The 25783-nt window shown below is 72.2% G+C and carries 22 protein-coding genes; 12 read left to right on the forward strand and 10 right to left on the reverse strand.

The features are described 5' to 3' along the window. Positions 1–80: 80 nt before the first annotated feature. Complete coding sequence (locus tag ACIBVQ_RS09065; protein WP_399176571.1) at positions 81–827, reverse strand: CRISPR-associated endoribonuclease Cas6; 747 nt, start codon at positions 825–827, stop codon at positions 81–83. 110 nt (positions 828–937) lie between these two features. Here ACIBVQ_RS09065 and ACIBVQ_RS09070 point away from each other — a divergent pair, with 110 nt between their 5' ends. From ACIBVQ_RS09070 to ACIBVQ_RS09105, 8 genes are all read left to right on the forward strand, one after another. Further along, entirely contained in the window at positions 938–2113 is a 1176-nt protein-coding gene (locus ACIBVQ_RS09070) for a hypothetical protein (protein ID WP_399176573.1), read from the forward strand. Next, positions 2098–3699 carry a Cas10/Cmr2 second palm domain-containing protein gene (locus tag ACIBVQ_RS09075; RefSeq protein ID WP_399176574.1) on the forward strand — a complete coding sequence of 534 codons (1602 nt, stop codon included), beginning with the start codon at positions 2098–2100 and terminating at the stop codon, positions 3697–3699. The genes ACIBVQ_RS09070 and ACIBVQ_RS09075 overlap by 16 nt, the downstream gene beginning before the upstream one ends. Beyond that, complete coding sequence (locus ACIBVQ_RS09080; RefSeq protein ID WP_399176576.1) at positions 3696–6053, forward strand: RAMP superfamily CRISPR-associated protein; 2358 nt, start codon at positions 3696–3698, stop codon at positions 6051–6053. Before ACIBVQ_RS09075 ends, ACIBVQ_RS09080 begins: the two co-directional genes overlap by 4 nt. Beyond that, entirely contained in the window at positions 6050–7639 is a 1590-nt protein-coding gene (locus tag ACIBVQ_RS09085; RefSeq protein WP_399176578.1) for an RAMP superfamily CRISPR-associated protein, read from the forward strand. Before ACIBVQ_RS09080 ends, ACIBVQ_RS09085 begins: the two co-directional genes overlap by 4 nt. Beyond that, on the forward strand, positions 7636–8205 hold the full coding sequence (gene csx19, locus ACIBVQ_RS09090; protein ID WP_399176580.1) for a CRISPR-associated protein Csx19: 570 nt from the start codon (positions 7636–7638) through the stop codon (positions 8203–8205). The genes ACIBVQ_RS09085 and csx19 overlap by 4 nt, the downstream gene beginning before the upstream one ends. Next, a complete protein-coding gene (locus ACIBVQ_RS09095) occupies positions 8202–10403 on the forward strand; it encodes a TIGR03986 family CRISPR-associated RAMP protein (protein WP_399176582.1) in 2202 nt (733 codons plus the stop codon). Before csx19 ends, ACIBVQ_RS09095 begins: the two co-directional genes overlap by 4 nt. A 44-nt stretch (positions 10404–10447) precedes the next feature. Further along, positions 10448–12685, forward strand: a complete 2238-nt coding sequence (locus ACIBVQ_RS09100) for a hypothetical protein (RefSeq protein ID WP_399176584.1) — start codon at positions 10448–10450, stop codon at positions 12683–12685. 160 nt (positions 12686–12845) lie between these two features. Further along, positions 12846–13847 carry a hypothetical protein gene (locus tag ACIBVQ_RS09105; RefSeq protein WP_399176586.1) on the forward strand — a complete coding sequence of 334 codons (1002 nt, stop codon included), beginning with the start codon at positions 12846–12848 and terminating at the stop codon, positions 13845–13847. Between the two features lie 48 nt (positions 13848–13895). On the opposite strand, the gene ACIBVQ_RS09110 is transcribed toward ACIBVQ_RS09105, so the two are convergent. After that, entirely contained in the window at positions 13896–14096 is a 201-nt protein-coding gene (locus tag ACIBVQ_RS09110; protein ID WP_362916266.1) for a DUF397 domain-containing protein, read from the reverse strand. Continuing rightward, positions 14084–14914, reverse strand: a complete 831-nt coding sequence (locus tag ACIBVQ_RS09115; RefSeq protein ID WP_399176588.1) for a Scr1 family TA system antitoxin-like transcriptional regulator — start codon at positions 14912–14914, stop codon at positions 14084–14086. The genes ACIBVQ_RS09110 and ACIBVQ_RS09115 overlap by 13 nt, the downstream gene beginning before the upstream one ends. Before the next feature lie 141 nt (positions 14915–15055). Here ACIBVQ_RS09115 and ACIBVQ_RS09120 point away from each other — a divergent pair, with 141 nt between their 5' ends. Beyond that, positions 15056–15505 (forward strand): ATP-binding protein, encoded by a 450-nt coding sequence (locus ACIBVQ_RS09120; RefSeq protein WP_399176590.1) that lies wholly within the window; start codon positions 15056–15058, stop codon positions 15503–15505. 10 nt (positions 15506–15515) lie between these two features. Here ACIBVQ_RS09120 and ACIBVQ_RS09125 read toward each other — a convergent pair whose 3' ends face one another. Beyond that, positions 15516–17249: a glycerol-3-phosphate dehydrogenase/oxidase gene (locus tag ACIBVQ_RS09125; protein ID WP_399176592.1), complete on the reverse strand. Its 1734-nt coding sequence runs from the start codon at positions 17247–17249 to the stop codon at positions 15516–15518. Positions 17250–17330: 81 nt separating this feature from the next. Then, positions 17331–18209 carry a LysR family transcriptional regulator gene (locus tag ACIBVQ_RS09130; RefSeq protein WP_352015529.1) on the reverse strand — a complete coding sequence of 293 codons (879 nt, stop codon included), beginning with the start codon at positions 18207–18209 and terminating at the stop codon, positions 17331–17333. 79 nt (positions 18210–18288) lie between these two features. On the opposite strand from ACIBVQ_RS09130, the gene ACIBVQ_RS09135 reads away from it, so the two are divergent. Both ACIBVQ_RS09135 and ACIBVQ_RS09140 read left to right on the forward strand, forming a co-directional pair. Then, positions 18289–19185: an EamA family transporter gene (locus ACIBVQ_RS09135; protein WP_352015530.1), complete on the forward strand. Its 897-nt coding sequence runs from the start codon at positions 18289–18291 to the stop codon at positions 19183–19185. Next, positions 19182–19706: an NAD(P)-dependent oxidoreductase gene (locus ACIBVQ_RS09140; RefSeq protein ID WP_399176594.1), complete on the forward strand. Its 525-nt coding sequence runs from the start codon at positions 19182–19184 to the stop codon at positions 19704–19706. Before ACIBVQ_RS09135 ends, ACIBVQ_RS09140 begins: the two co-directional genes overlap by 4 nt. On the opposite strand, the gene ACIBVQ_RS09145 is transcribed toward ACIBVQ_RS09140, so the two are convergent. The 5 genes from ACIBVQ_RS09145 to ACIBVQ_RS09165 form a co-directional block, all read right to left on the reverse strand. Beyond that, the gene (locus tag ACIBVQ_RS09145) at positions 19700–20404 is read right to left on the reverse strand and encodes a DUF5710 domain-containing protein (RefSeq protein ID WP_362773103.1); all 705 of its coding nucleotides are present in this window, start codon (positions 20402–20404) and stop codon (positions 19700–19702) included. The two genes, ACIBVQ_RS09140 and ACIBVQ_RS09145, sit on opposite strands and share 7 nt — an antisense overlap. Before the next feature lie 79 nt (positions 20405–20483). Continuing rightward, the gene (locus ACIBVQ_RS09150) at positions 20484–21038 is read right to left on the reverse strand and encodes a hypothetical protein (protein ID WP_352015533.1); all 555 of its coding nucleotides are present in this window, start codon (positions 21036–21038) and stop codon (positions 20484–20486) included. Positions 21039–21041: 3 nt separating this feature from the next. Further along, positions 21042–22190: a hypothetical protein gene (locus ACIBVQ_RS09155; RefSeq protein WP_399176597.1), complete on the reverse strand. Its 1149-nt coding sequence runs from the start codon at positions 22188–22190 to the stop codon at positions 21042–21044. A 182-nt stretch (positions 22191–22372) separates the two neighbouring features. Beyond that, positions 22373–22777, reverse strand: coding sequence for a FixH family protein (locus tag ACIBVQ_RS09160; RefSeq protein ID WP_352015535.1), 405 nt, complete (start codon positions 22775–22777; stop codon positions 22373–22375). Further along, on the reverse strand, positions 22774–24291 hold the full coding sequence (locus ACIBVQ_RS09165) for a hypothetical protein (RefSeq protein WP_399176599.1): 1518 nt from the start codon (positions 24289–24291) through the stop codon (positions 22774–22776). The genes ACIBVQ_RS09160 and ACIBVQ_RS09165 overlap by 4 nt, the downstream gene beginning before the upstream one ends. Before the next feature lie 244 nt (positions 24292–24535). On the opposite strand from ACIBVQ_RS09165, the gene ACIBVQ_RS09170 reads away from it, so the two are divergent. Continuing rightward, a complete protein-coding gene (locus ACIBVQ_RS09170) occupies positions 24536–25738 on the forward strand; it encodes a histidine kinase (RefSeq protein ID WP_362916282.1) in 1203 nt (400 codons plus the stop codon). Positions 25739–25783: the final 45 nt, after the last annotated feature.

Here is a 25783-nt window from a genome sequence, read left to right on the forward strand (position 1 = left end):
CCCCGCGCCCCCCCCGCCCCCGGGGCCCCCCCCCGGTTCCGCCCCGGGGGCCGGGGGGCCCGGGCCCGCGCGCGAACCCCTCACCCCGCGATCCAGCCGAAACCCGCGGTGTTGGCCTCGCCGAGGCCCCAGCTCCAGATCGCCTGGAGGGTCTCCGGCGGGCCGGTCAGCTCCACCTCGACCGGCGCGCCGGACTTGCCGCCCCGCACCTGGCCCGTCGAGCCGACGGAGAAGGAACGCCTGGCGCCGACCCAGGTGATCCGGGTCAGCGAAACCTCCGGGTCCAGGCCCAGCGTCTCGGCCTTGCGCCGCAGGTTGCGCTGGAAGCACGTCGGGAACTCCCGGTCGGCCGGCAGCAGCCACGCCTGACGGGTGACACGCTCACCCTGTTCGTCCTTCCCCGCGCCCTTCACCACCACCGGGGTGAGCGTCCTGAAGAGGGCACGACCCGAGGTGAACGCCGGGGGCTCGGCCAGGGTGGCGTTCAGGATGCGGAAGGCCGCCCCGCCCCAGTCCAGCAGCTCCCGCCGTTTGATCCCCTGGGCCATCGCGGTCACCGCCTCGAAGAGGGGGCTGCCCAGCTCCACGTGTCCCCGGCCGCCGACGGCGTACCTGCCCCTGACCCGCGCGGCCCTGGGAAAGACCGGCGCGCCGTGCCCCAGCGGAACCATGCCGTACGGCCCGGCCCCCCGCGCGTGCAGGAGCCGCCCGAGATGGGGGACCTCACGTGTCAGCAGGTCGTAGAGCAGGGAACGACCAGGGGACAGCACCTTCGTCCACGCGAGTTCGGTGGCCCCCGTGGTGACCTCGATCCGCAACCGCATCATTTCCTCCCGCCTGTTCCGCCTCTCGTCGACTACTGATGGACGACGCCTTCGAAGCCGTCGTCCATCAGTAGTCGACGAGAGGCGGGAACGACGGATGGGGCGGTGCGGAGATGGGGCTTCCCCGGGCCAGGAGCGGGACGGGCAGGGCGAGGGAGGTGCTGGCGGGGACGTCCACATGGGCGGTCGCGGCCCTGGCCGGTGTGGCCGCCGCGGTGGCCGCGGGCACGCTGCCCGATGTGATCAAGAGCTGGCTGGGAGAGCGGCGGCCGTTCCTGACGGTGCTGTGCGTGGTCGCGGCGGGGGTGTTCGCCGGGATCAACCTGTGGCAGCAACGCGGCAAAGGGGTCGGCATCGTGGTCGCCCTGCCGAGGGAGGGGCGGCGGGACCCCTGGGACGGCCAGTGGGTGGTCGCGGCGTCCGATCACGCCCGGCGTGGTCACGACTCCTGTTTCACCGTACGGCGGACCGTCCCTGCGTCCGGATCCGGCACCGAAAGGAAAGCCGGGGAGAACGCCGGGGGTGAGGCGGCCCGTGAGGACGCGCTGGAGGTGGCCTACGAGCTGGTGAGCGCCCGGCTGACCGAGCTGTCCGCGGCCGACCCCTCGACGCCGGTGTCCCTGTACGTCAACGCCGCCCTGCCCGACGCCTTCGAGCTGGGCGCGAAGTTCAAGTTCCACATCCAGCGTGAGCTGCGGGGGATGCACGAGATCCCGGAACGGGTCACGCTGCCGCAGCGTTCCGAACGCCCGCACACGGACTTCTTCCCCGCCGTCCGGATCAGCGGCCGGTTGAAGGACCCGCTGAGCCCGGCGGAGGCCGTAAGGGCGGCGAAACTGGCCGAGGTGGTCGAGGAGCCGGACTTCGAGAGCGACCCCGAGGGGCGGGCCGTCGCCGTCGTCGTGCACCTGTCGGACAACCCGCTGATGGTCGCCCAGGCGCTGCGCGCGGCGGGCACGGGGTGCGCGGACACCCGGGGAGAGTGGGCGCGGTGCCGGGCCGCGCTGGTCGTCGACGGTGGCCCGGCCAACCTTCCCGAGACGACCGCCGACTTCGAACTGGTCGTACGGCACGTCTACGCGGCGTGGCGCGCCTGGACCCGGGCCAGACCGCAGTACGCGGGCCTGACCCACCGCCTGTTCATCGCCGCCCCCGCCAGCGTCGCCTTCACGCTGGGCTGGTTGTTCGGCCACACGGTGCGGGTCGTCGAGCCCTCCCACGAAACGCCCCCGCGCTCCCCCGGGACGGAACCCCCTCACGAGACAGGAGAGACATGCACCTCGTCATGATCGGCACAGCCGGTCTCCAGCGCTACATCTTCGCCTCGGGCAAACGCCGGCAGATCGTCGGGGCGTCCGACCTGATCGCCCGGGTCGAGGGCGAGTGGGCCGACCACGCGCTGGAGCAGGTCTTCCCCGGCTTCGACAGGAACGGCTGGCGCATCGACACCCATGACGCGGAACTGCTGGTCGCGGGCGCGGGCGGCGTCACCGTGCTCGTCAGGGACAGAGCGGCCGGGAGACGGCTGGTGACGCGGATGAGGCTGGTCGCGCTGGAAACCGCCCCGGGGCTGGACATGTGCGGCGTGATCGTCGACTACGAGGAGGGTTCGTTGGCCTCCGCCGTACAGGAGGCGCGCAGGAGACTGCCGACGGTGCGCGAACGACAGCCGGGACCGCTGGCGCGCTTCCCCCGCCTGCCCATCGTGGCGGACTGCGCGTCGGACGGGCTTCCCGCGAAGGGCCTGCACGCCGAGGGAGAGGACGAGGCCGCCCGTCCCGAGTCCGCCGTGTCCGAGGCGAAACGCGTATCACGTCCGAACGCGCTCTCCCGGATGTCCGCCATCGCCGGAACGGACCGGGCCACGATGAGCGGGATCATCGACCGGCTCGGGTTCGAGGCCGAGTGGGTGGCGGTGGTCCACGCCGACGGCAACGGCCTCGGCGAGGTCTTCGGCGGCCTGGACGACCTCAGCGCGGAGGGCGCGTCCCTGCCGCCCGGAGAACGGGACCGCCGACACGCGGAGAGGTTGCGCGCCCTCTCCCGCGGTGTGGACGGCTGCGCCAAACGGGCGTTCGCCGCCGCGCTGCGGCTCACCGCCGGCGAACTCGCCTCCCGCGAACCCGTCCCCGTCCTGCCGTTGATCATCGGAGGGGACGACCTGACCGTGGTGTGCGAGGGAACGGTCGCGCTGTCCTTCGCCCGGCACTACCTGGAGCGCTTCGAGCAGCTGACGAAGGAGGACCTCCTGCTGCGTCCCGTCCTTGAGCGGCTCGGGCGCGACGGTCTGAGCGCCGCGGCCGGGGTGGCGATCGTCAAGCGCAACTACCCCTTCCACTTCGCCTACGAGCTGGCCGAGGAGCTGACCAGGGAGGCAAAGGGGGTCAAGAGCTGGAGCTCGGCCCTGTCGTTCGTCGCGCTGTTCGAGAGTTCGGCTCCCGACCTGGGCCGTATCCGAAGCTCGGCCGCCCTGTCCGGCGGCGGGGGCCGGTCGGCCTCGCCGTACCTCGTGGGAGCGGGCTGTGCGAACGGCCTGGCGTCCGGGCGGCGCTGGGAGGACCTGCTCGAAGGGGTCGCCGCGCTGCGGCGGCGTGACCCGGTCTCGGGGGAGGTGCTCCTGCCCGGCGGTCTCGTGCACGAACTGCGCGAGGGGATGTGCCTGGGGGAGGAGGTCGCGACGTCCCGCTTCGAGCTGGCGCGCCGCCGCTTCGAGAAGGACGCCGTGCGCACCGGGGCCCTGCTCGCCCTGGCCCGGGACGGCGGCCTCACATGGACCGACCCCGAGGGGAGAACCGTGACAAGACTGCTGGACGTGCTGGCGGCCCGGCCGTTCGTCCCGGAGGGACCGGAAAGGTCAGAGGGAGGAAACGCGTGACGGGCGAGTTCACGATCTCGTTGTTCATGGTGAGCGACTGGGGGGTGGGCACGGGAAGGGGGGCCTCCGGATACGTCGACCGGCTCGTCCAGCGCGAGGAACAGTCGCCCGCCCTTGCACCCGCTCCCCCGGTCGTGCCCGCCAAGACCCTGGTCGGCGTCTGGCGCGACTCCTGCGAGCTGGCGGCGTACGCCCTGGACAGCGGCTTCGTGGGGGTGTGGCACGCCTGGGTGAGATACCTGTTCGGCGGCCAGTACGCCCCCGCGAGCAGGACCCCGGAGGCGGCGAACAGGACGTCGAGCCCGGCGGCGCTGACACTGGACGGCCCGCTGCGACTGCCCGGCAGACTCGCCGAGGTGCTGCGGGAGCGGCCGCACGTCGCGCTGGCGACGACCTTCCGCAAGCCGGGTGTGGCGGTCGATCCGCGCACCGGCGGCGCGGAGGAGGGCATGCTCCGCTTCGAGGAGATGGCCAGGAACGGCGTCACCTTGGAGGGCCGGGCCAGGATCGACGGATTCGACAAGCTCGATGAGGCCCAGCGGGAGGCCGCCGTCGCCCTGTTGGACGCCGGGGCACGGTTGCTGGAACAGATCGGCGGCAAGCGGCGGCGTGGTCCTGGCCGCTGCCGGATGACCCTCGACGGCCCCGGCGTCTCCCCCGAGTGGACGCCGCCGCCCCCGGACGGTGTCCCTCCGCCACCGGACGGTCCACGGCACGAGGTCGCCGACCGCCCGGAACCGGCGGGGACGGCGGGCCCGGGATGGGAGCGCGTGGAACTGCTCGTCACCGTGGAACAGCCGGTGCTCGTCGCGGCCACCGTGCTCGGCAACGTCGTCAGGGGCGCCGACCACCTCCCCGGCTGGTGCCTGATGCCGGAGGTGGCCAGGAGGCTGGGCGGCGGGGCGCACGCCCTCGTCCGCACCGGAGACCTGGTGGTCACGGCGGCCTTCCCCGTGTCTCCCTCGGGAGCCGGGACGCTGCCGGCGCCCAGGGTCCTGGTGCACGAGAAGAACGCGGACGGCACGGTGATCGGCAACCAGATGGCGGAAGGCGGGCCGTCCAGGGGCAAGCCGTACCGGGAGGGGTACCTCGTGCCCGAAGGGCCGGAGAGGTACACGGTCGTCACCCCGGCCGGCACGGTACGCATGCACAACACCATCCAGGACGACCTGCAGCGGCCCACCCGGGAGGTCGGCGGCGTCTACGTCTACCGGGCGCTGGCCACCGGGACGGTGCTCCGCGCCGAGGTGCGGGCCCGTACGGGCACGCTGGACGACGGCTGGGCGAGGCGGCTGGCGGGACGCTGGCGGATCGGCCGCTCGGCCAAGGACGACTACGGAAAGATCCAGGTCACGGCCACCCCGGTCAGCGCTCCGGCCGGCGTTCCCCCGGCGGGTGGGCGCGGCGACGGCGAGCTCAGGATGTGGTTGCTGTCCGGCCTGCTGGTCCGTGACCGCAGACTCCGGCCGAGCATGGACCCGCGTGACGTCGCACGGGCGCTTGAGCGGGCGTTCGCGAAGGCGGGAGCCCCCGGCGTACGGCTGGAGCCGGTCACCGGGACCGAAGAAAGGCCAACGTCCGGGACCACCGGGAGGGGAATCACCTCCGCTCTCGGCGAGCAGCGCACCGACAGCTGGCACCGGGGGTGGAACCTTCCCCGCCCCACCCTGTACGGCCTCGCGCAGGGAAGCTGCCTGACCTTCACGGTGAAGGACGGCACACTCACCCCGGAGGTCCTCACCGAGGTACGGGCCGCGGGGGTGGGTGAGCGCAGGGCCGAGGGGTTCGGCCAGGTGGAGTTCGACCACCACGTCCTGCTCTGCCCCGTCGACGCCTCCCCGTCCGTGTCTCCCGTACCGGCCGGGCCCGTCGGGCCCGTCGAGCCGCTCGCGCCGGACGAGAAGGGACACCGGGAGGCACGCGTCTTCGAGCGCGCCGCCTGGCGTGCGGAGATCCACCGGGCCTGCGAGCGGATCAGGGCCGACCCGGCGTCGCGTGCCCGGGTCGTCCCCGCCCGGGTCTCCGGAACCCAGCTCAACGCGCTGCGGCGGATCGTCCGCGGCCTGCCGTCCGGCCGCGCGGAGAGCGAACTGCTCTGGCTCACCAGGAACAAGGCGGGACGGCCCCCCTGGCCGAAGGAGGCGGTGACGGCCCTCAGAAGGCTGCTGAACGACCCCGACACGGTCTGGGAACTGCTCGAACTGCCGCAGGACCGGCTCGTCGTCACCCGCGACGGGATCGAGAGCCTGCGGGCCGAGCTCCGGCACGAGGCGGTGCGCGTGCTGATGGACTCCTGCCTCGCCGCGCACGTCCGCGACGAGGCGACTTCGACGGGCACCGGGAGCGAGAGATGAACCCGAGGGCGAGACACCGTTTCACCAGCAGGATCAGGGCACGCGGCTGGCTGCTCACCACCACGCCGTTGCACGTCGGCGGCCTGGGGCACGGCCCGTCCGAGCCGTTGCCGATCGCGCTCGACGGCCAGGGCAGGCCGTACGTCCCCGGCACCACCCTGGCCGGAGTCCTGCGGCACTGGATGGACGGCGCCTCACCCGGCGCGCTGGACGACCTGTGGGGGTCGACGGACGAGGAGGGCCGCGCCAGCCGCGTGGTCGTCGCCGACGGCCTCGTGACGACAGAGCACCGTCTCGACGAACACGGCCTGCCCGCCGCCCCGCTCGACGTCGCCGCCCTGGAGTTCCGGCCCTCGGTGGGCATCGACAGGGTGACGGGGGCGGCGGCCCCCGGGTTCCTGTACGGCAGGGCCGTCGTCCCGGCGGGGCACCACGTCAGGCTGGAGATCGACATCGAGTCGGACGATGACGCCGCTCTCGACGAGGCCAGGATGGACGCGCTGCTCACGGCGCTGCGTGCGGGGAAGGTGCGTTTCGGCGCGGCGACCGGCAGGGGTCTGGGCGCGGTACGGCTGCTCGACGACCCGTTCGAGCTGGTCGTCGACCGGTTCGACTCCCCCGAGGGGCTGCTGGCCGTACTGCGGAACGATCCCGCGCGCCGTCGCGGGGTCGAACCCGCGCTCCGGACCGATCCCGAGCTGCCGCCCGCCAGAGAGGTCCTCGACGTCCGGGTGGAGTGGCGGCCCCTGGCGCCGGTGATGGTCAGGGCCGGGGCGAGCGGCCTGTTCGCCGACACCCTGCCGCTCACCACCCGGGTCGACCGTCGTCACGTCACGCTTGTCCTGCCCGGCGGGTCGATCAAGGGGGTGCTGCGCAACCACGCCGAGCTGGTCGAACGCACCGCGCGGCGTGTCCCCGGCCTCCCGGTGCCGTTCGACGCCTCCGCGGCCGAGCACAGTGCCGCCTTCCGTGCCCGGCTCGACCAACTGCCCGCCGTACGGGCCCTGTTCGGCGCGGCCCGTGACGGGCGGGAGCGTGGGGCGGGGGCGCTGCGCGCCGAGGAGTGCGCGGCCCTGGTGACCGTCCCCGACGAGCTGTGGGACGCCGTGACCGGGGCGGACACCGGAGGCGACCCCGGAGAGTCCGGTGGGGACGAGGAGACGCGGGAGGGGGCGCTGACCGACTCCGTCCGCGACCGGCTGGAGGACCTGGGGATGGCGCGGGCCGACCACGTCGCCCTCGACCGGTGGACCGGCGGAGCCGCCGACGGACGGCTGTTCACCGTGCTCGAACCCCACGCGGTGAAGTGGGAGCCGATCAGGCTCTCCGTCGACCTCACCCGCCTGGGTTCCGGCTCCGAGGTCGCGCTGGCCCTGCTGCTCGTCACCCTTCGCGACCTGGCCGGGGGGCGGATTCCGCTCGGCGCCTCCGCCAACCGGGGGTTCGGCGACATCGAGGTCGCCGAGATCGTCCTGACCGGCCCGCCCTGGGCACGGCCGGTCACGCTGCCGCAGGCCCTGAACTCGCCGGAGGCGTCCTCCGTGGCACGGGCCTGGACCGACTACCTGGCACGGGAGGTGTCATGACCGTTCTGCGCGCCGCCGCCGTCACGGGTCTCACGTTGCCGCGGGCGCTGGAGGCGTCCGGCCTCGACGGCGGGTGCGCCCTGCTGACGACGCCGTCGGCCTACCGGGTCGCCTCGGTGACGGGTGGGACGTGCCGTACGCCCGAGGGGGTCGTCGACCTGTCGGCCGTCTACGAGGCGCGGGTCTTCACCGGGGAGGCCGAGCTGCGCTGGACGGGGGAAAGCGCGGTGCTGCTGGCCGAGGATCGCGCCTCGTTCCCGCCCGCGTTCGACGAGGAGGTGGAGGACCTGGAGGCCTTGACGACCCTGGACAACCACTACCTCCTGTGGGGCGTGGTCGACGACTCCGCCTCGCCCGGCCCCGGCTGGGTCGCGCTCTCCTCCAGCCGGGTCGGCCGCCTGACCGTCCCCATGGCGACGGCCGTTCCCCGGTCCGAGGGGCACCAAAGGCGGGTGCGGTTGCTGACCCGCGAGTACGTCGTCGTCGGCGACGACCACGGCAACGTCCACGTCGCCGAGGAGCGGCTGATCGGCTTCGAGACCTATCGTGCGAAGGGAATCGCGTGACGACCGGCGAAGAGGGGTTCCTCAACCCCTACACCTTCATTCCCGCCTTCCCCAGGGACGCCCTGCCCGACGCGTTCGGGGACGCCCCGCCCCCGTCGAGGGACCGGCTGCGGGCGGGGTGCCTGACCGGCCGGATCGCGGTGACGCTGACCGTGGAGACCCCGCTCCTGCTCCTGGACACCACCCGCGCCGTCCCTGCCTCGACGGGGGAGAAAGACCACCGGGTCTACCCCGTACGGCTCCGCGACGGCCGCCCGCACCTGCCCGCGACCACGGTCAAGGGCATGCTCCGCGCCGCCTACGAGGCCGTGACCAACTCCCGCTTCGGCGTCTTCGAGGACCACGACACCCCCTTCGGTTTCCGGCGCGAGGCGGGATACGCCCTGGGCATGGTGCCGGTGTACGTCGCCGGGGAGGGGACGCTCTTCCGTCTCCAGAGCGCGTTGTTCGAGATGTACGACAAGGAGAGTGGCGAGAACCTCTACCCGGACGGCGACCTCCATGCTCCTGTGCACATGGAGCGCCTCCGGGCGGTGATCAAAAAAACCAAAAACGGCGAAAAAGTGGTTGATTTCGCTCCGGCGGACTCGTCCGTAACGCTCACCGCGGAAAGAGGGGAGAAGGTGGTCAGCGGCATCGCCTACATCACCGGCCCCAACGTCGAACGCAAGAGGTACGAGCGGTTCCTCTATCTGCCGCCGGGAGACAAGCCGTCTCCCCTGCCCCTCGCCCGGGAGTGGAAGGCGCTGGCCGAGAACTGGGAGTCGCTGATCCGGAACTACCGTGCCGCCCACGACGACGAGCTTCGCCGGAGGCGGACCCCGGACGGCCTGCCCGCCGGGCCGGACCGGCGCGTCGGCGACGGGCCGGGCCGACTCGCCTGGAGCCCGCACCTCCACGACGAGAACCACCTGCGGCTGAGGCGTTCCGCCATCTGCTACGCCAGGCTCGTGGACGGCGGGGTCGATCGGCTGTATCCGGTTCTCATCCCACGGGACCTGTACCCCGTCGCCCCGGCGGAGCTCCTGGGAGAGGGCCTGGCCCCGGCGCCCTCCTACGAACGGCTGTCCCCGGCCGACCGGGTTTTCGGGTGGGTGGCGCCGAAGGGGGCCGGTGTACGGCCCTCGGCGTATCGGGGACGGCTGCGTGTCGGCCCGGTCACCTGCGACGGCACCGCCGCGGAAACCGTGGACAGGTTCGAGGGGGACGGCCTGCCGCTGGCGATCCTCAGCCGCCCCAAGCCGCAGCAGGGACGGTTCTACCTCGCGGAGTCAAGGCAGCGTCCCCAGCGGCCGATCAAGGACGGCACCCCGAAGGAGGAGCTCTACGCGCAGGGGCGGGGGCTGCGCGGCAGGAAGGTCTACTGGCACCACGCGGGCCTGGACGCCGGGAAACACTGGAGGATCCCCGGCGCCGAGGACCCGGCACAGGCTCCGGCCGGTGGCCGCCACCGGGAGTACGCGCGTTCCTGGAAGGCCGCCGACGACAGCGGCCGGCTGACCAGGGACCGGCGACGCCACGAGACCGTCCCCGGTGCCGAGCAGCGCGACTCCCAGAACCGCTCCATCAACGGCTGGGTACGGCCCGGCACGGTCTTCCGGTTCACCGTCGAGGTCCGCGACCTCGACGAGCACGAGCTCGGGGCACTCGCCTGGCTGCTCGGCCTGCCGGAGGGACACTTCCACCGGCTGGGGTTCGGCCGCCCGCTCGGTTTCGGCAGCGTCCGGCTCGCCGTCGATCCCACCGGCACCGAACTGCACACGGGGGCGGAGTACGCGACGTACTACCGAACCCTCACCGGCGGCCTTCCCGCGACCGACGGCGTCAAGGTCCTGGACGAGGCGAGACGGGTCTTCGAGAAGGAGGCGGCCGCCTCTCCGGCGCTGTCCACGATCCGCGACGCGATGCTCACGGTGTCGCGCGGCGACCCCGCGCTGCCGGTGCACTACCCCCGCACCCGCCCGGACGGGTTTCCCCCCGGGGTTCCCGCACCACCGGATCCGAGGGGCAGGAACTTCGAGTGGTTCACCGTGAACGAGCAGGACGAGAAGTCACCGAGAATCCGGACGAAACGCTCGCTCCCCGGCCTGGAGGCCACCGCTCCCCCGCTCAGGATCTATCCGAAGAAAGCGCTGCCCGAAGAAACCATAAGAAAAGGCGCCAACGGCCCCCGGCGGAAAGGTGGTAACAAGAGATGACTCCATAAGAACGGGGGGCGGCCATTCCGGACAAGAGCGACGGCGTGCTGCTCGTTCACGCCGTCGGTGGCGGAGACCTGGGGCTCGCCTCCGCACGGACGGTTCCCGTTCTCAACGACACCCCCGAGGCGACGGGCACCGACCGCAGGCCGCTGCGGAAGCTCTTCGAGGCGCTGCCGCCGGTCTCCGCGCTCGCCCTGCTGGGGACGACCAACCCGGGCGGCCCCCTCGGCCTGCCGTTCGCCCACTGGGCCACGGAGATCGGGGCCCGTCTCGCCTCCGAGGAGGGACTGTGCGGGGTGCGCCTCGATCCCGGCGCGGTTCACGTCGTCGAGGTCGAGGAGCCCCGGATGGAGGCCGCCTCGCTGTCCCTGACGGCCTGGCTGGCACGGCACCGGCCGGAGAGGGTCCTCATCAGCTACGGCTCCGGGGCGTTCGCGCTGAGCGCGGGCGCCCTGTGCGCCGCGCTGGAGACGTGCGTTCCCACCGGCCTCGTGCACATCGACGAGCCGCGCAGGCCGTACACGCTGGAACGTCCCCCGGACATGGCCGGGCACATGGAGTCCTGGCTGCTCAGGCACCGGTTCTGGGACGCGCTCGCGGAGACCGACCCCGGCGACGGGGAGCTGTGGCGGCTGCTGGCCGCCCGGCAGGCCGGGGACACCCGGCTCGCCGCGCGGACGCACGCGAGCGACACGATCACTCGGGGGGAGCTGGCGAAGTTCGCCGAGTTGCGCCCCACCATGCAGGCGGCCCTGTTCGAGCGGCTGGGGCGTGGCGAGGCCGCCGACCACGGCCTGCTGCGGGCCTGGTTCGGTGACCGGCTGCGCAAACTGTTCCGCGACGACCGGGATGGACTGCCCGTCAGGGTCAGGGAGCAGATCGAACGGCTCATCACCGCGCTCGGCACCCGGGACGACGACCAGGGCCACCTGTCCGGGCGGATCAGGCAGACCGCCCGCCTCATCGACGAGCGTGTCGACGCCGCCTGCGTCCGGCTGCTCAGGGACCAGGCGCTGACCGACCTCTACGCCAGGGCGTCGACCCACCGGGCGCATCTGCTGTCCGAACCCATGGGGCCGGGGCCGTTGCCACCCGGGCTGCTGACGGCGGCCGACCAGTGGGAACGGGGCGACCAGGGGGTCAGGCTCGTCGCGAGGACGGGCAGGACCGGCTGGCCCGTCCTGGGCAGCGGGGACGTCCTCGGACTCCTGGCCGTCGGACTGGACAGAGGCGACGGCCCCGCCGACGGCCGAAGGGACGCCGAGGACCGGCAGGCCATCCGGGTGGTCCTCACCGAGCTGCGCAGGCGGCTGGACCGGCTGCCGCGCAGGGGCGTCCCGCGGCTACGGCTGCCGGCCAGCCCCGAGGCCGCGCGGCGGGCGCACGCGCTCGCAGGCTGGGCCTCCTCCGTCGCCCTCGACACCGACGTCCGGGTGATCGAGGACGTCTCCGGCGGCATCGAGCGGGTCCGCGAGGTGATCGTCACCGCGCTGCGGTCCGAGGCCGCGCCCACCGGCCGCACCGGCTCGGGCAGCCCCCGCGACATCGACGAACTGCTGCTGGTGCTCAACCCCGGGCCTCCGGCGACGAACTACGGCATGATCGCGGCGAGCGTGGAGTGGTCGCTGACCGCGGCCTGCCCGCTCCACGTCACGGAACTGGTCGGTCGCGGAAACGCCGCCCCCGAACTGCGCGGCGGCCGGCCGGTCCTGGCGCGTCTCGGCGCGGACCACGTCCTGGCCCGGCTGACCGCGAGCGCCGTCCACCGGCTGGACCTGCGCACCGCCGTACGGCTCGCCGGTCGAGGCTCGTCCCGGCTGCGCGAGTCGCTGCCCGCGATCGAGGAACTGGAGAAGGACCTGTTCGGCCCCGCCCCTTCCACCTGGACGGAGGGGGAACAGCGGGCCGCCGCGCGCAGGCGTCTGGGGCTGATCGCGGCGGCGTGCGGCGACCATCCGGGGCTGGCGGTCTACCTCGCCGTCTCCGCCCTCCAACCGGCGCTGTTCCCCTGGGGGGCTTGGAAGGACATGCGCGAGTCGCATCCCGCCCTGCGGGAGCTCGGACGGCGGGCGAACGAGGCCCTGCACGGCCACGCGCTGGACAGGCTCGACCGGCGAGGCCGTTCCGGCAACGGCGCGGACGGCCGTGGCGACGCGCGGGCGGTGTTGGCGCGGGCGATCGGCGAACTGGGTGGACCACTCAAAGGAGACGACGAGCTTATTGTTCGCCATAAATCGCTCATCGCCGAACTCTCTCTCGTATATCAGGAAAACGGTTGACGGTGATCGGACCGGCTGGAATTCTGATGCCGTTCAACGGCCGGTGCCCGCGAGCCTGAGCGGTTGTCTCCGCTCCCTCTGAGGACCTCGGATGTCGAGGTCGACGTCATGAGAACGCGCCCCGAAAAGCGCGTCCTTTCGTCATTCTCGGAGGAGCACCATGCACCTCGGCGATCTCGCCGCCCCCGATCGCTCGGCCGCCTTCCTCGTCTACCACGCGCTGATCTCCCCCACGCTGCGGGACCTGATCCGGGGTCCGCTGCGCAGGGCCAGACACGGCGGCCGTCCCTGCAGCGGGGTCAGCGGGACGCACTGGTGCGACGAGTGCGAGCAGGAGACGAACGACCGCCTGCTCGACGGATACGCCCCCCTCCGCAGGGCACTGGCCGGAGACCCGCCCCGCACCCGGGCGGGCGAACCGGTGCGCGAGCTTGAGACGGTCGCCCGCTGGGTGGCCTCCCCCGAGGCCGCCCGTCAGGACGTCGGCCACGCGGCCCTGCTGATCCGCAGGCGGCCCAGCGACGGGGAGCCCGCCGCGATCCGCGCGGCCCGCGCCCAGCTCGTCCACTACCCGCTGCGCAGCCTGGAGGCGCAGGTACGCCGCAAGGTCGCGACGGCCAGGGGAGCCTCCGCCCAGCCGTTGCGCGACCTCAGGCAGGCCGACTGGGCCGCGCCGCTGCGCCAGGACCTGGTCGCCTTCGCCCTGCTGACCGACGCGGTCGTACGGCTGCGCGGCGTCACGCGCGACCTGTTCGCCGTCTCCCCGGCGGTGCTCGGCGAACACGGGCTGGACGTGCGAACGGCGCGGAGGCTGCTGCGCGACACGCTGGAACGGCTGCGCGAACTACGTCCCGCCTTCTACACGGCCAACGTGGCCGTCCACCTCGGGGAGCCCTCCCTCCCCCACGTCCACCCGCCGACCCCGGAGGAGGTGATCATCCACGGCGAGGAGGAACGGCTGGCCCGCGGAAGGCTGGCCACGCTGCTCGGCGACAGGCGCGCGCGGTACCGGCCCCTGATCGAGGCGGTCCGCGCCGCCGTCCCGGAAAGCGGCCCCGCCCTGGTCGAACAGACCGCCCACGACTTCGGCCTCACCCCGAAGGCCGCGGAGAGGTTCGTCAGAACCCTCATCAGACTGATCTCCCGCGCGAACCTTCTCTGACTCCGCCATCAAAGGACCCCGGTGGTTCCGGGGTCCTTGACGTACGGCCTAGCCGAGATGGCCGTGCTTGACGGTGGTGATGAAGGCCGACCACCCAGCGGGGGCGAAGAACAGAGCGGGACCAGAGCGGTCCTTGCTGTCACGGACGCCCACTCGCCCTTCGGACAGCCTCGCGACCTCGACACAGTTGCCGCCATCCGGTCCCGAAAGAGAGGACTTCGTCCACACGGCGCCGGTCAGGTCATCCATCTGCTTCTCTTCTCCTCGATCAGAACAAGGGATTCGCGCTGGGACAGGGACTCGGCACGGATCGCCTCGTACCACGTCAGCGTCTCCTTCACCTCGCTCGGCTGGTCGGTGGTCTGCCCACGCAGAGCGGATTGCAGATACACGGTATCGGCCATTCCCACGGTCTGTGCAATAACAAAACCGCCCAGCAGACCGGTGGTCGAACGCGCGACGTACGGAAGGACCTGGATGGTGATGTGCGGGAGTTTGGCCATCTCCAGCAGATGGTCAAGCTGTCTCAGCATGACTTCATCGCTGCCCGCAGGGCGCATGAGCACGCCCTCGTCCATGACCACCCAGAACATGGGCGGTTTCTCACGCCGGAAAACCCCTTGGCGCTCCATTCGGGAGGCGAGTGCGTTCTCCACGACTTCGGAGGAGACACCGGGCTTTCCGCTGAGAACGGCGCGAGCATATCCCTCCGTCTGGAGAAGTCCGGGGACCGTGAGCGGTTCCCAGGTCCGGAGGCTTTCCGCCTGCTGCTCGATCTCCACCCATTCTCGGAACCACGGCGGGATCTTGGCGACCATGTTGTCGATCATCGCCTTGAGGCGGCTGAGAGCTCCTTCGAGTTCGAGCGCCTCGTCACATCTTCTGACGAAGTCATCAGTCGGCGCCCTTCGCCCGGTTTCGGTCATACTTACTAAACCGTACGAATACCCGATCCTGTTTGCCAACGCCGTCTGGGACAGCTTCGCGGCCGTACGGTATTTCCGCAGCTCATAACCGAAGTAGGCACTTGGTGACAGTGCCGGATCGAGATCCTTGAGACCGGGCATCGAGGCTTCCTCCATTGTTTAAGCCACGGTTTAACAAAACCGTTGATCCCCCGTTCAACCCGTTTGACTACTGACTGTAGCTGTGGTCTGCGAATCTGGTCAGGCGAATCCGAGAACACGGACGACCAGGCAGGGAAAATCATGGATCTTGAGGAGTCCCGTCTAGACAATCGCTGGACGCTCCTGGGCGCGGAGACGTTCGCCCTCGCACCGGAAGTCGTTTCGGAAGCCCGTGCCCGCCTTCGTCAATGGCTGGGAACCGACCATCCCGTATATGAGAGCGCGGAACTGGTCGTCTCCGAACTGGTGACGAACGCGGTCGTCCACTCGACGAGAGGAAGGCTGTACGGAAACAAGGTGAATCTGACCGCCACCGGTTCGGAGACCCGGATCTACATTCAGGTGATCGACCCCGGTGGACCCTCGTGGACACCGACCGTTCCCCGGGAGATACCGCCCGACCGGATAAGCGGCCGTGGACTGTGGCTGGTCACACGCCACTCCCGGCAGTGGGGCGTACGAGACTACGGATCTCTCGGCCGCGCCGTGTGGGCCGTACTGGACATCCCGAAGAACCCTGATAACCGCTGAAGAACACGGTTCACGACGCCGGGCCCACCACCGGGACTATCTCCGGGGCGCCCAGGCGGATGGCGTCGGCCTCCTGGTCGGTGTCCTGTTCCTGGGAGAGGCGTTCGGCCTCGATCCGCTTGGTGTAGTGCTCGATCTCCCGTTTGATCTGTTCGTCGTCCCAGCCGAGCGGCCCGGCCATCAGTTCCGCGGCCTCCTCCGCCACGGCCAGTCCCCGGTGGAAGGTCTCGATCGAGATGTGCGTGCGTCGTGACAGCGCGTCGTTCAGGTGCCGCGCCCCCTCGTGGGTGGCCGCGTGGACGATCTCCGCCCTGAGGTAGTCGTCGGCCCCGGTCAGCGGGAGCGCCAGGGACGGGTCCCGTTCGATCAGCGTGACGACCTCGTCGATCAGCGAGCCGTACCGCTGGAGCAGGTGTTCGATCCTGGCCACGTGCAGGCCGGAGGAGCCGGCCAGGCGCTGCCGGGAGTTCCACAGGGCCTGGTAGCCCTCGGCCCCGGCGAGCGGGATGCGGTCGGTGCACGACGGCGGGACGCGCTGGTCGAGGCCGTGGACCACGGCGTCGACGGCGTCCCTGGCCATCACGCGGTAGGTGGTGTACTTCCCCCCGGCCACCATGACCAGGCCGGGGACCGGGTGGGCGACCACGTGTTCCCTGGAGAGCTTGGAGGTCTCCTCCGACTCGCCCGACAGCAGGGGCCGCAGCCCGGCGTAGACGCCCTCGACGTCGTCGCGCGACAGCGGTACCGACAGCACCCGGTTGACGTGTTCGAGCACGTAGTCGATGTCGGAGCGGGAGGCGGCCGGGTGCGCCCTGTCCAGGTCCCAGCGGGTGTCGGTGGTCCCGATGATCCAGTGGCGGCCCCAGGGGATCACGAAGAGCACCGACTTCTCCGTGCGCAGGATGATCCCGGTGAGCGAGTGGATCCTGTCCCGTGGGACGACCAGGTGGACGCCCTTGGAGGCGCGGACGTGGATCTGCCCGCGTCCGCCGACCAGTTCCTGGATGTCGTCGGTCCACACGCCGGTGGCGTTGACGACCTGGCGGGCCCGTACGTCCAGTTCGACGCCGTCCTCCAGGTCGAGCGCCCTGACGCCGGTGACCCGCTCCCCCTCGCGCAGGAAGCCGACCACCTGGGCCCGGGAGGCGACCTCGGCGCCGTAGGTCGCGGCGGTCCGCAGCATGGTCATCACGTAACGGGCGTCGTCCACCTGCGCGTCCCAGTACTGCACCGCCCCGGAGAAGGCCGTACGGCGCAGCGCGGGCGCCAGCCGCAGCGCCCGTCTGCGGGACAGGTGCCGGTGGCCGGGGACGCCCCGGGTGAACCCGAGGGAGAAGCCGAGCGTGTCGTACAGCGTCAGGCCCGCCCCGACGTAGGGCCGTTCCCAGCCCAGGTGGGTCAGCGGGAACAGGAACGGCACCGGCCTGACCAGGTGGGGCGCGATGCGCTGCAGCAGCAGGGCCCGTTCCTGGAGCGCCTCCCTGACGAGGTCGAAGTTGAGCTGTTCCAGGTAGCGCAGCCCGCCGTGGATCAGTTTGGACGACCTGGAGGAGGTTCCCGAGGCGAAGTCACGGGTTTCGAGGAGTCCCACGGTCAGCCCCCGGGTCGCCGCGTCGAGGGCGACCCCGGCGCCGACGACTCCGCCGCCGATCACCACCACGTCGAGTTCCTGGGCGGCCATCCGCCGCAGTGCCGTGGCCCGCTCGGCGGGGCCGAGCCGAGCCGTGCCCATTCGCGCCGTCATGTGCATCCCCCCGGGGTACGGGTCACCGGCTTGCTCCCAGGTACCTACCCCCTCGTTCCGTCCGTTACTACCGGTCGGTAGCTATTCACCCGACTCGACGCCGAGGATGGCGAGGAAGGCGGCGGCGGCCGGGGTGTGGCCGGTACGGCGCCAGATGACGTACTCGACCCGGCTCGGCGCGTCGGTGACCTCGATCGTGACGACCCCGGTGAGCCGGGGCACGTAGGCGCTGGGGAGCATGGCCACCGCGAGGCCCGGCCCGACGAGCCGGGTGATGTAGTCAGCGGTGGTCACCTCGAAGGCCACGTCCCGGCTGAGCCCGGCGGCGGCGAAGGCCTGGTCCGACTGGATGCGCCCGGCCGTCCCCACGGGGAAGTCCACGAACACCTCGCGGGAGAACCTGCGGAGGGTGACCGTGGGTTCGGCGGCGAGGGGATGGTCGCGCGCGACCACCGCGACGAGCCGGTCGCGGGCGAGTTCCCGTACGGCGACGCCCTCGGGACGCGCCGTGGTCGGCAGCCCGAGGAAGGCCACGTCGTCGCTTCCCTGCCTGACCTGCTCGGCGAGGTCGTCGCTCGCGCCGACCCGCAGGCTGATGCGCACGTTCGGGTACCGCTCGCGGAAGACACGCAGCGCGTCCGGGATGTCCACCGCGGCGACGGTGGGGATCAGGCCGACGGCGAGCCGTCCGCGCACCTCCCCGACGGCCGCGGCGACCTCGGCCGCGGCGCGTTCTGCGGCCTCCAGGCACTGGCGGGCGGCGGGAAGGAACGCCTCCCCGGCGGGCGTCAGCCGTACCCGGCGGCTGGTGCGTTCGAAGAGCCTCGCGCCGAGTTCCCGTTCCAGGCGCGCGATCTGGTGGCTGAGGGCGGACTGGACGACCAGGCACCGCTCCGCCGCCCGGGTGAAGCCGCCGGTCTCGGCGACGGCGACCACGTAGCGCATCTGCTGGAGTTCCATGGATCCATCTTGATTCACGATCGATGAGCTGACAAACATGTGTTGGACTCATCAATCGTCGTCCCGTGAGACTGCGAGGGTGACGAATCCAACCAATCTGCCGCGTACGGTCCTGACCGCGCTCGCGCCTCTGGTGTGGGGCACGACCTACGTCGTCACGACCGAACTTCTGCCCCAGGGGCATCCGCTGTTCGCGGGGCTGCTGCGCGCGCTGCCCGCCGGTCTGCTCGCGCTGGCGATCACCAGGACGCTCCCGAGGGGAGTCTGGTGGGGCAGGGCCGCGGTGCTCGGCGTGCTGAACATCGGCCTGTTCCTGCCGTTGCTGTTCGTGACGGCGGAACGGCTGCCGGGCGGCGTCGCCGCGACCCTGGGCGCGGCCCAGCCGCTCGTCGTCGCCGTCCTGGCCGTGACGGTCCTGCGGGAGAGCCCCTCCGTCCGGCGGATCCTGTGGGGGGTGGTGGGCGTCGCCGGGGTCGGCCTGGTGGTGATCGGGCCGAACGCGGCACTCGACGCCACCGGGGTGGTCGCGGGTCTCGCGGGCGCGGTCGCCATGGCGCTCGGTGTGACGCTCACCAAGCGCTGGGGGCGGCCCGCCGGGGTCGGCCCGACCGCCTTCGCCGGCTGGCAGCTCACCGCGGGCGGCCTGTTCCTGGTCCCGGTCACCTTCCTCGCCGAGGGGGCGCCTCCGGCGATCGACCTGAACGCCGCCCTCGGCTACCTCTGGCTGGGGCTGGTCGGCGGCCTGCTCGCCTACGCCCTGTGGTTCCACGGCATCACCGTCCTGCCCGTCACCTCCGTCGCGGTCCTGACCCTGCTGTCGCCGCTGGTCGCCGCCGCCCTCGGTGTCGTCCTGCTCGGCCAGACGCTCGGCCCGGTCCAGCTCGCCGGGTTCGGGCTCTCGCTCGCCGCGATCGTCGCGGGCCAGCTCCCCCAACCCGCCCGCCTCACCCCGTCCATGGAAAGGAAGACCTCATGAGGATCGTCGTCGTCGGAGCCGCGGGCATGGTCGGCTCGCGCGTCGTCAGCGAGGCCGTGAACCGGGGCCACGACCTCGTCGCGGTGTTCAGGAGAACCCGGCCCGTCCCCGGGCGGGAGCACATCGTCGCGGCGACCACGACGGCGCTGCTCGACGCCGCCGCGAAGGCCGGCACGCGCGTCCTCGTCGTCGGGGGCGCCTCTCCCCTGCGGGTGCCGGACGATCCCGGCCTGCTCGTTCTCGACAGCCCCCGGTACGTGCCCCCGGAGATCCGTACCATCGCCGCCGCCAGCGCCGCGCAGCTGGACGCCTGCCTGGCGCACCCGGCGAGCTGGGTCTACCTCAGCCCGCCCGCCCTCCTCGAACCCGGGACCCGCACCGGGGAGTACCGGCGCGGCACCACGACCCTCATCGCCGACGCCGACGGCACCTCCCGGATCTCCGCCGAGGACCTCGCCGTGGCCGTACTCGACGAGCTGGAGAACCCCTGCGGGGACCGGCACCTCACGGTCGGCTACTGACGGACACCCCGTAGCCGTCGCTCGGCCTGGCGGACGCGGGCCGCCGCCTCGGGGGGAGCGGCCAGGGTGACACCGGCGTCGGTGAGGATGCTCAGGTCCAGGGTCCAGGTGATGGCCGAGCGGGTGTGCCACTCGGCGAACGCGGCGTCGATGTGGGAGTCGGCCTGGCCCGCGCTCATCCCGGTGACGGCCCGCAGGTGTGCGACGGCCTGGACCTCCTTGCCCTGTATCTGGGCCAGCCCCATGTGGGTGACGGTGTGGCAGTCGGTGCACAGGCACACCAGCCGCCGCAGCGCCTGGGTGCGGGCGGCCTTGTCGTAGGACCAGCGCTCGTGGGCCTCAAGCCAACGCTGGACGACCCGGTCCTCACCCCGGCCGCAGATCTCGCAGCGGTGTGCGGCGCGCCGGGTGATCATCCGGCGCAGCCGTTCCCAGTCGCGCCGGTCGACGCAGGACCGGACGTTGGTGAACCAGCACGAGGTGGGGACCAGGTCGACGAACAGGCCGGAGCCGAAGGCGCGGTCCTCACCGGGCAGCAGGTCGGGCACGTCCGGCAGCGCCGCCCAGCGCTCCAACCCGGTCATACCGGCCTGAGGCGCGTACCACCTCCTGGCGGCCGGGTCCCACCGGGCACCCAGCGCCTTGGCCTCGTCCTTCTCGTCGTAGGGGACGTCCAACCAGAACCGTTCGGCAGCCATGCGTGATCTCCGTTCGGGGGTGAGGGGCCACCTGCCATCGGATCACGACACATCCCGCCTGTCAGGCATATTTCTGGTTCTATACCTGCTCGGCGACAACCATCCTGGTACGGCGCCAGGCCACCGCGAGCAGCCCGATCAGCACCCAGAGCGGGACGGTGCCCACCGACCAGCTCAGGGCCATCGGCGGCCCCGGCTGCGGAAGCACCTGGAGGTCCTTCATGACACCCTCCCCCCGTCCCGAGGGCCCCTCGACGGCGAGGGAGAACCTCCAGGTGCCCTCCCTGGGCAGGGCCAGGGTGTCCATGCCCCACACCTCCCGCTTACGCGGGTGCTTGGCCAGCCTGCTCCGGTGCTTCTGGCCTCCGGGCCCGGCCATGGTGATGGTGCCGTGTTTGCCGCCGATCCCGTCGTCGGGGGTGAAGGTGAAGTCCAGCGACTGCATGGCCCGCAGCGGCCAGGTGCTGAACCCCACGGTGACGCCGTACGGCCCCGCCTGGATCCGTTCGGTGTGCACGGTCTCGACCGGCGGATAGGCCAGGGCCGGGGTCGCGCTCGCCAGGACCAGGCCGGTCGCGGCCAGCACCGCCGCGACGGCACGCCGTGAACCGGAGAGAGAACCGAGAGGAGACACGGGTCACCGACCTTCCTGAGACGCGACGGGCGCCATCACGCGCAGCATGACGGCGAAGCGGCGGCCGAGGAACCCGGCCAGGGCCCCGGCGAGGGCGCCCACGGCGACCGTCGGCGCCAGGGGGAGGAACGACGGCAGCGAGTGCCCGTAGGCCAGGATCGTCTGTACCAGCCCACAGGTCGTGACGAGCGCCCCGACCAGGAGGCCCGTCAGCGGCGCGGCCAGGGGCCCGGTCCACCGGCGACCCACGGCCCGCATGATCCCCCAGGTCAGCACGGCGGCCACGAGCAGGGACATCGGCATCTGCGAGGGCACCAGCGGCGCCGCGGGCACGTAGTCGCGCAGCGGCAGGCCGACCCCGGCCGCGTACGCCCTGGTCGCCCAGGGCGAGAACCACCACAGCAGGCCCTGGGCGAGCGCGAACGCGACCCCGAAGCCCAGGATCAGCCGGGTGTCGCGCAGGAATCCCACGGCGGTGAACACCGTCAGCGTCGTCAGGAACGTGACACCGACCGCGATGGCGTCCACCGGGCCACCTTCGAACGCCTCAAGCCCCTGCGCGGCCACCAGGCTGAAGGCCAGCGTCACGATGAGGGCGAGCACGGCGCCGACCCTGGCCCAGGGGTGCTCCATGCCCGCGGCGAAGACCATCACGGCGCCGACCATGCTCAGCGTGATCGACAACAGCAGGCCGATGTGCGGGGGTGAGGCGATCACGGCGTCGAAGCCGTACAGACTGTGCCACCACAGGTCGAACAGGCCGTAGAGCAGGAAGCCCGCCGAGCCGGTGCCGGAGACGAGGTAGCCGAGCGGCGCGGCGAAGGTCCCGCCGAACACCCGTACGGCCCGGCCGCCGACGGTGGCGTCGATCGCGCGGTCGTTGCGCCTGGCGGCGGTCGTCATGAGCACCACGGCCAGGCTGGCCAGCCCGGACAGGGCGCTGCCCGCGTAGAGGAACAGGTGCGGCAGGGTGAAGAAGGTGTCCGGTCCCACGTCGATGTGCCACTGGATGTCCCAGCTCGCGGCCGTCAGCGAGAACGCCGCGCCCAGCAGGACGACATAGGCGGGGACCCACCCCTTGGGCGTGGTCACCGCTCGGGTGGACGCCGGGGCGCGTCCGCCGATCGGCAGCGCCCCGTCAGCGACGGTCATCGTTTCCTCCTCGGTTGTTTCGTTCATGTCGTCGTCCTCACGGACTCGCCCGGTCGCCGTGCCCACGGGCTCGCCGGCCACCGGTGTCCGCCGCGAGGCCGGTCGCCGGTGTCCGCCGCGAGGGCCCGTCGGTCCGTCGGTCACCGGGCCCTCGGGCCTCCCGGTCGCCGGTCAGGACGGGGTCACCCGGTCACCAGCACCGGGAAGGTGACCCGGTCGGTCCCTCCCGGCCCGTTCATGAGCACGGTGAACGCCCAGGCTCCGCCCATGGGCAGGGCCAGGCGTTCGGCCCGGTACCTGCCCGGCCCCTGGGCCACGGCGGGGACGGGTTCGAGGGCGTGGCCCATGTTCGTCATGACCGGCTCGACGGTGACGCTGCGCAGTGTCACCGGCCGACCCCGCAGGTCGGCCACGTCGACCGTCACGGGGCCCGTCCCCGAGCGTTCGACCGTGAGCCGTACCCGGTAGTGCTCCGTCCCGTTGCGCAGCACCGTCGGCCCCGAGCCGCCCCGCGGCCACAGCAGCCACAGCGCGGCACCGGCCAGTACGGCGACGCAGACGGCCGCCCACGCCCCCCGGCGCCTCATGAGTCCCCCTCCTTCGCCGTGACGTCCAGCACGGCCGGTACGGTCACCAGCGCGTAGCCGCGCTCCACCTGCGCCCAGAGCCGGTAGCGGCCCGGTTCGGGGAAGGTGTGGGTGAAGCGCACCTCGGGCCCGAACATCGCAACGGTCTCGTCCGGACGGCTCGCCGCTCCCCTGGGCCTGGGGGCCATCGCGTGCACGTGCCCCCAGACCGGCGCGGTCTGCGCGGCGGCGCCGACCGGTGTGGAGTCCGGCAGCGGCCCGACGACGATGAGGTGTCCCACCATGCCGAGCCACGGCTGCAGGTCGGCGCGCTCACCGACCTTGACGGTGACCGTGGTGGCGGCCCCGGCCGACGGCGCCGTCACGGCCAGGTCGACCCTGACGCCGTCGATCTCCCTCGGGCCCGGGCCTTCGGGCTGCGGCGCCGCCGCGACGGGAGTGGCGCCCGGGGCGACGTCCAGCCCGGAGGCCGAGCGGACCAGCTGCACGCCGCCGCCCCGTCTGGCCAGTTCCGCCGAGATCGCGTAGTGCCCTGGCTCCGCCAGGGCGAGGCCGACCCGGTAGCGGCCCGGACCGGCCATGACCGGGTGCAGGTGCCACAACCGGCCGGACGGTGAGACGACCAGCAGGTGGACCAGCGCGTCGTCGTGGACGAGCAGGTCCTCGACCGGCCGTCCCGTCGAGCCGTCCGTCAGCAGCAGGTCGAGGTCCGCCAGGCGTCCCGAGGTCGTCTCCGAGGCGCGTACCAGCATGTTCACCGGTGGCCGTGAGTAGTCGGCGTTCACCGGCCTGGCCGCCGTGTAGGGCGAGACGACGTTGTCCACGGTCGCGTCCACCTGCTGGCCGGGCAGCGGCGGTTGCGGGGTGAGCGGGGACAGCGCGGCGCCGGTCACCCCGGTGGCCAGGGCCGCGACCATCCCGCAGGCCGGGACCAGCGGAAGCCACCAGCGCCGCGACCACACCGCCGTACCGAGCGCGAGGAGCAGCAGCCCGCCCGCCACCGAGAAGCCCGCGTAGGCGACCGTGTCGGGAGGCGAGCTGACCGGGGCGGGCACGACGAACGGGATCCGCCCGCTGTCACGGCCGTCGTCGACGGTCAGCTCCCACGGCCCGGGACGGTCGACCCGCAGGGTCGTGCCGTACACGCCGGGTGTGGCGCCCAGGACCAGCTCTCCCTGGCTGACGACGGTGCCCGCGGCGGGCAGGCCGTCGTCGGCGCCGCTGGCCCCGGTCGGGACCAGCCGCAGGGTGAGCCTCCCCCCGCCGACCCCCGGAGCGGTTCCCGAGGTGGCCCCCGCGTGGGTGAGGACCTCGACGCGCAGCGGGCCTGGCACCTCGTCCACCCGGCGCAGGATGACCGAGAGCTCACGGGTGCCCAGGGTCTGGGCGACGTGTACGTCCTGTCCCGTGGGCGCGCCGTCGGCCAGCGCGGGCCGTTGACCGACCGCCAGCACGGTCGCCAGCAGGACCACGAAGGCCGGTATGAGCAACACCCGGTGTCCGTAGGTTCTCATCGCGGCCGACGCTAACCGGGACATCACGGGGATTTCGTCACCTGGGAGCGGGATCCGGGTCCCCCGTTTGAGGGACACGGCGGCCCCCACCTGCGAGAACGCGCCTCAGTCGATCACCGGGCGGTACGGCCCGCGAAGGCCGTGCCCACGGGGGATACCGTGTTCTCCCCCATGGGGAGGGATCTTCCCTCCCGGAGGGAGAGCGGGCAGCATGCCGGGTGGGGACCGACGAGGAGCGAGGGCCATGGGACGTGACGCCAGCCGGTCGCTGGCCGGCCAGTCGTTGCTGGTCGCGGGTGTGTGCATGGTGGCGGACTCGGGCGTGTTCCTGCTCGGCAACCGGCCGAGCGGCGTGTGGCAGTACTGGCTGGCCCTCCTCGCCGTCCTGGTGATCGACGCGTTGCTGGCCACCCCTCCCCGTTTCTCCGGCGTCGTCGCGGTGGTCCACGGCCTCGCCGTCATGATGCCCGCGCTGCTGTTCCCCGGCGCCCTCTGGCACCCGGTCGAGGCCGGCCTCCTGGTCGCGGGCTACCGCGCGGGGGCGTGGCTGCGCTCGACGCAGGCGTTGACCGCGCTCGCGGCGCTGGCGGCGGGGGTCACGGGAAGCTATCTGCTGACCGTCGGCCACATCGCCGTCCGCCCGATGAGCCCGATCGTCCTGGGGATCGACCTCACCGCCAGGGTGCTGCTGCCCTGGATGGTCGGACGTTACACGACCGAGCGGCGCGCCTACATCGCCGAGTTGGAACGCCAGGCCGAGCTGCGGCTCCACGACGAGCGGGCGGCGGTACAGCGAGCCGTCGCCGAGGAGCGCAGCGCCATCGCCAGGGACCTGCACGACGTGATCTCCCACCACGTCAGCGCGATCGGCATGCACGCGGGCGCGGCGCGGCTCGGGCTCGGCGCGCCGCCCGGCGACGGCTCGGCGGACCGGGCCTACAGGTCGCTGTCCGCCGTCGAGTCGAGCAGCCGCGCGGCCATGGCCGACCTGCGCATGCTTCTGGCGATCCTGCACGGCGACGAGACCGAGACCGGGCGGCGTCAGCCGGGTCTGAACAACCTCGACGAGCTGCTCGACGGCGTGCGGGCCGCGGGCCTGAAGGTCACGCTGACCACCCACGGCCCGCCCCGTGAGCTGCCCGGCTCACTCGACGTCGCGGTGTACCGCGTCGCGCAGGAGGCCCTCACCAACGCCCTGCGGCACGGCCGTGGCGAGAGCGTCGGCGTCGAGCTCGAATACCGGGAGACAGAGGCGGTCGTGACCGTGACCAACCAGCTGGGCGAGTGGCACGGCCCCTTCGAGGAACGGAGTTCGCCGCACCGGGGCCTGGCCGGGATCAGGCAGCGGGTCGCGCTGTTCGGCGGCCGGATCACCTACGGCGTGCAACCCGACGGCAGACACTGGCAGGTCAGGGCCAGCTTCCCCCTGGAACGGCCACAACTCTGATCCGAAAAAGCCGGTCCAGCGGCTTTCCCAGGCTTTATACGGAAA

Origin of the sequence: Streptosporangium sp. NPDC049376 (assembly GCF_044466505.1) — a bacterium.
GTDB lineage: Bacteria > Actinomycetota > Actinomycetes > Streptosporangiales > Streptosporangiaceae > Streptosporangium.

What these genes read in the sequence shown, in the direction of transcription:
- ACIBVQ_RS09065 (WP_399176571.1), bottom strand. Translation starts at nt 827, where the DNA reads ATGATGCGGTTGCGGATCGAGGTCACCACGGGGGCCACCGAACTCGCG.
- ACIBVQ_RS09115 (WP_399176588.1), bottom strand. Translation starts at nt 14,914, where the DNA reads ATGCCCGGTCTCAAGGATCTCGATCCGGCACTGTCACCAAGTGCCTAC.
- ACIBVQ_RS09085 (WP_399176578.1), top strand. Translation starts at nt 6,050, where the DNA reads ATGAACCCGAGGGCGAGACACCGTTTCACCAGCAGGATCAGGGCACGC.
- ACIBVQ_RS09075 (WP_399176574.1), top strand. Translation starts at nt 2,098, where the DNA reads ATGCACCTCGTCATGATCGGCACAGCCGGTCTCCAGCGCTACATCTTC.
- ACIBVQ_RS09165 (WP_399176599.1), bottom strand. Translation starts at nt 24,291, where the DNA reads ATGAGAACCTACGGACACCGGGTGTTGCTCATACCGGCCTTCGTGGTC.
- ACIBVQ_RS09145 (WP_362773103.1), bottom strand. Translation starts at nt 20,404, where the DNA reads ATGGCTGCCGAACGGTTCTGGTTGGACGTCCCCTACGACGAGAAGGAC.
- ACIBVQ_RS09105 (WP_399176586.1), top strand. Translation starts at nt 12,846, where the DNA reads ATGCACCTCGGCGATCTCGCCGCCCCCGATCGCTCGGCCGCCTTCCTC.
- ACIBVQ_RS09120 (WP_399176590.1), top strand. Translation starts at nt 15,056, where the DNA reads ATGGATCTTGAGGAGTCCCGTCTAGACAATCGCTGGACGCTCCTGGGC.
- ACIBVQ_RS09125 (WP_399176592.1), bottom strand. Translation starts at nt 17,249, where the DNA reads ATGACGGCGCGAATGGGCACGGCTCGGCTCGGCCCCGCCGAGCGGGCC.
- ACIBVQ_RS09160 (WP_352015535.1), bottom strand. Translation starts at nt 22,777, where the DNA reads ATGAGGCGCCGGGGGGCGTGGGCGGCCGTCTGCGTCGCCGTACTGGCC.
- ACIBVQ_RS09110 (WP_362916266.1), bottom strand. Translation starts at nt 14,096, where the DNA reads ATGGATGACCTGACCGGCGCCGTGTGGACGAAGTCCTCTCTTTCGGGA.
- ACIBVQ_RS09170 (WP_362916282.1), top strand. Translation starts at nt 24,536, where the DNA reads ATGGGACGTGACGCCAGCCGGTCGCTGGCCGGCCAGTCGTTGCTGGTC.
- ACIBVQ_RS09130 (WP_352015529.1), bottom strand. Translation starts at nt 18,209, where the DNA reads ATGGAACTCCAGCAGATGCGCTACGTGGTCGCCGTCGCCGAGACCGGC.
- ACIBVQ_RS09070 (WP_399176573.1), top strand. Translation starts at nt 938, where the DNA reads ATGGGGCTTCCCCGGGCCAGGAGCGGGACGGGCAGGGCGAGGGAGGTG.
- ACIBVQ_RS09140 (WP_399176594.1), top strand. Translation starts at nt 19,182, where the DNA reads ATGAGGATCGTCGTCGTCGGAGCCGCGGGCATGGTCGGCTCGCGCGTC.
- ACIBVQ_RS09155 (WP_399176597.1), bottom strand. Translation starts at nt 22,190, where the DNA reads ATGACCGTCGCTGACGGGGCGCTGCCGATCGGCGGACGCGCCCCGGCG.
- csx19 (WP_399176580.1), top strand. Translation starts at nt 7,636, where the DNA reads ATGACCGTTCTGCGCGCCGCCGCCGTCACGGGTCTCACGTTGCCGCGG.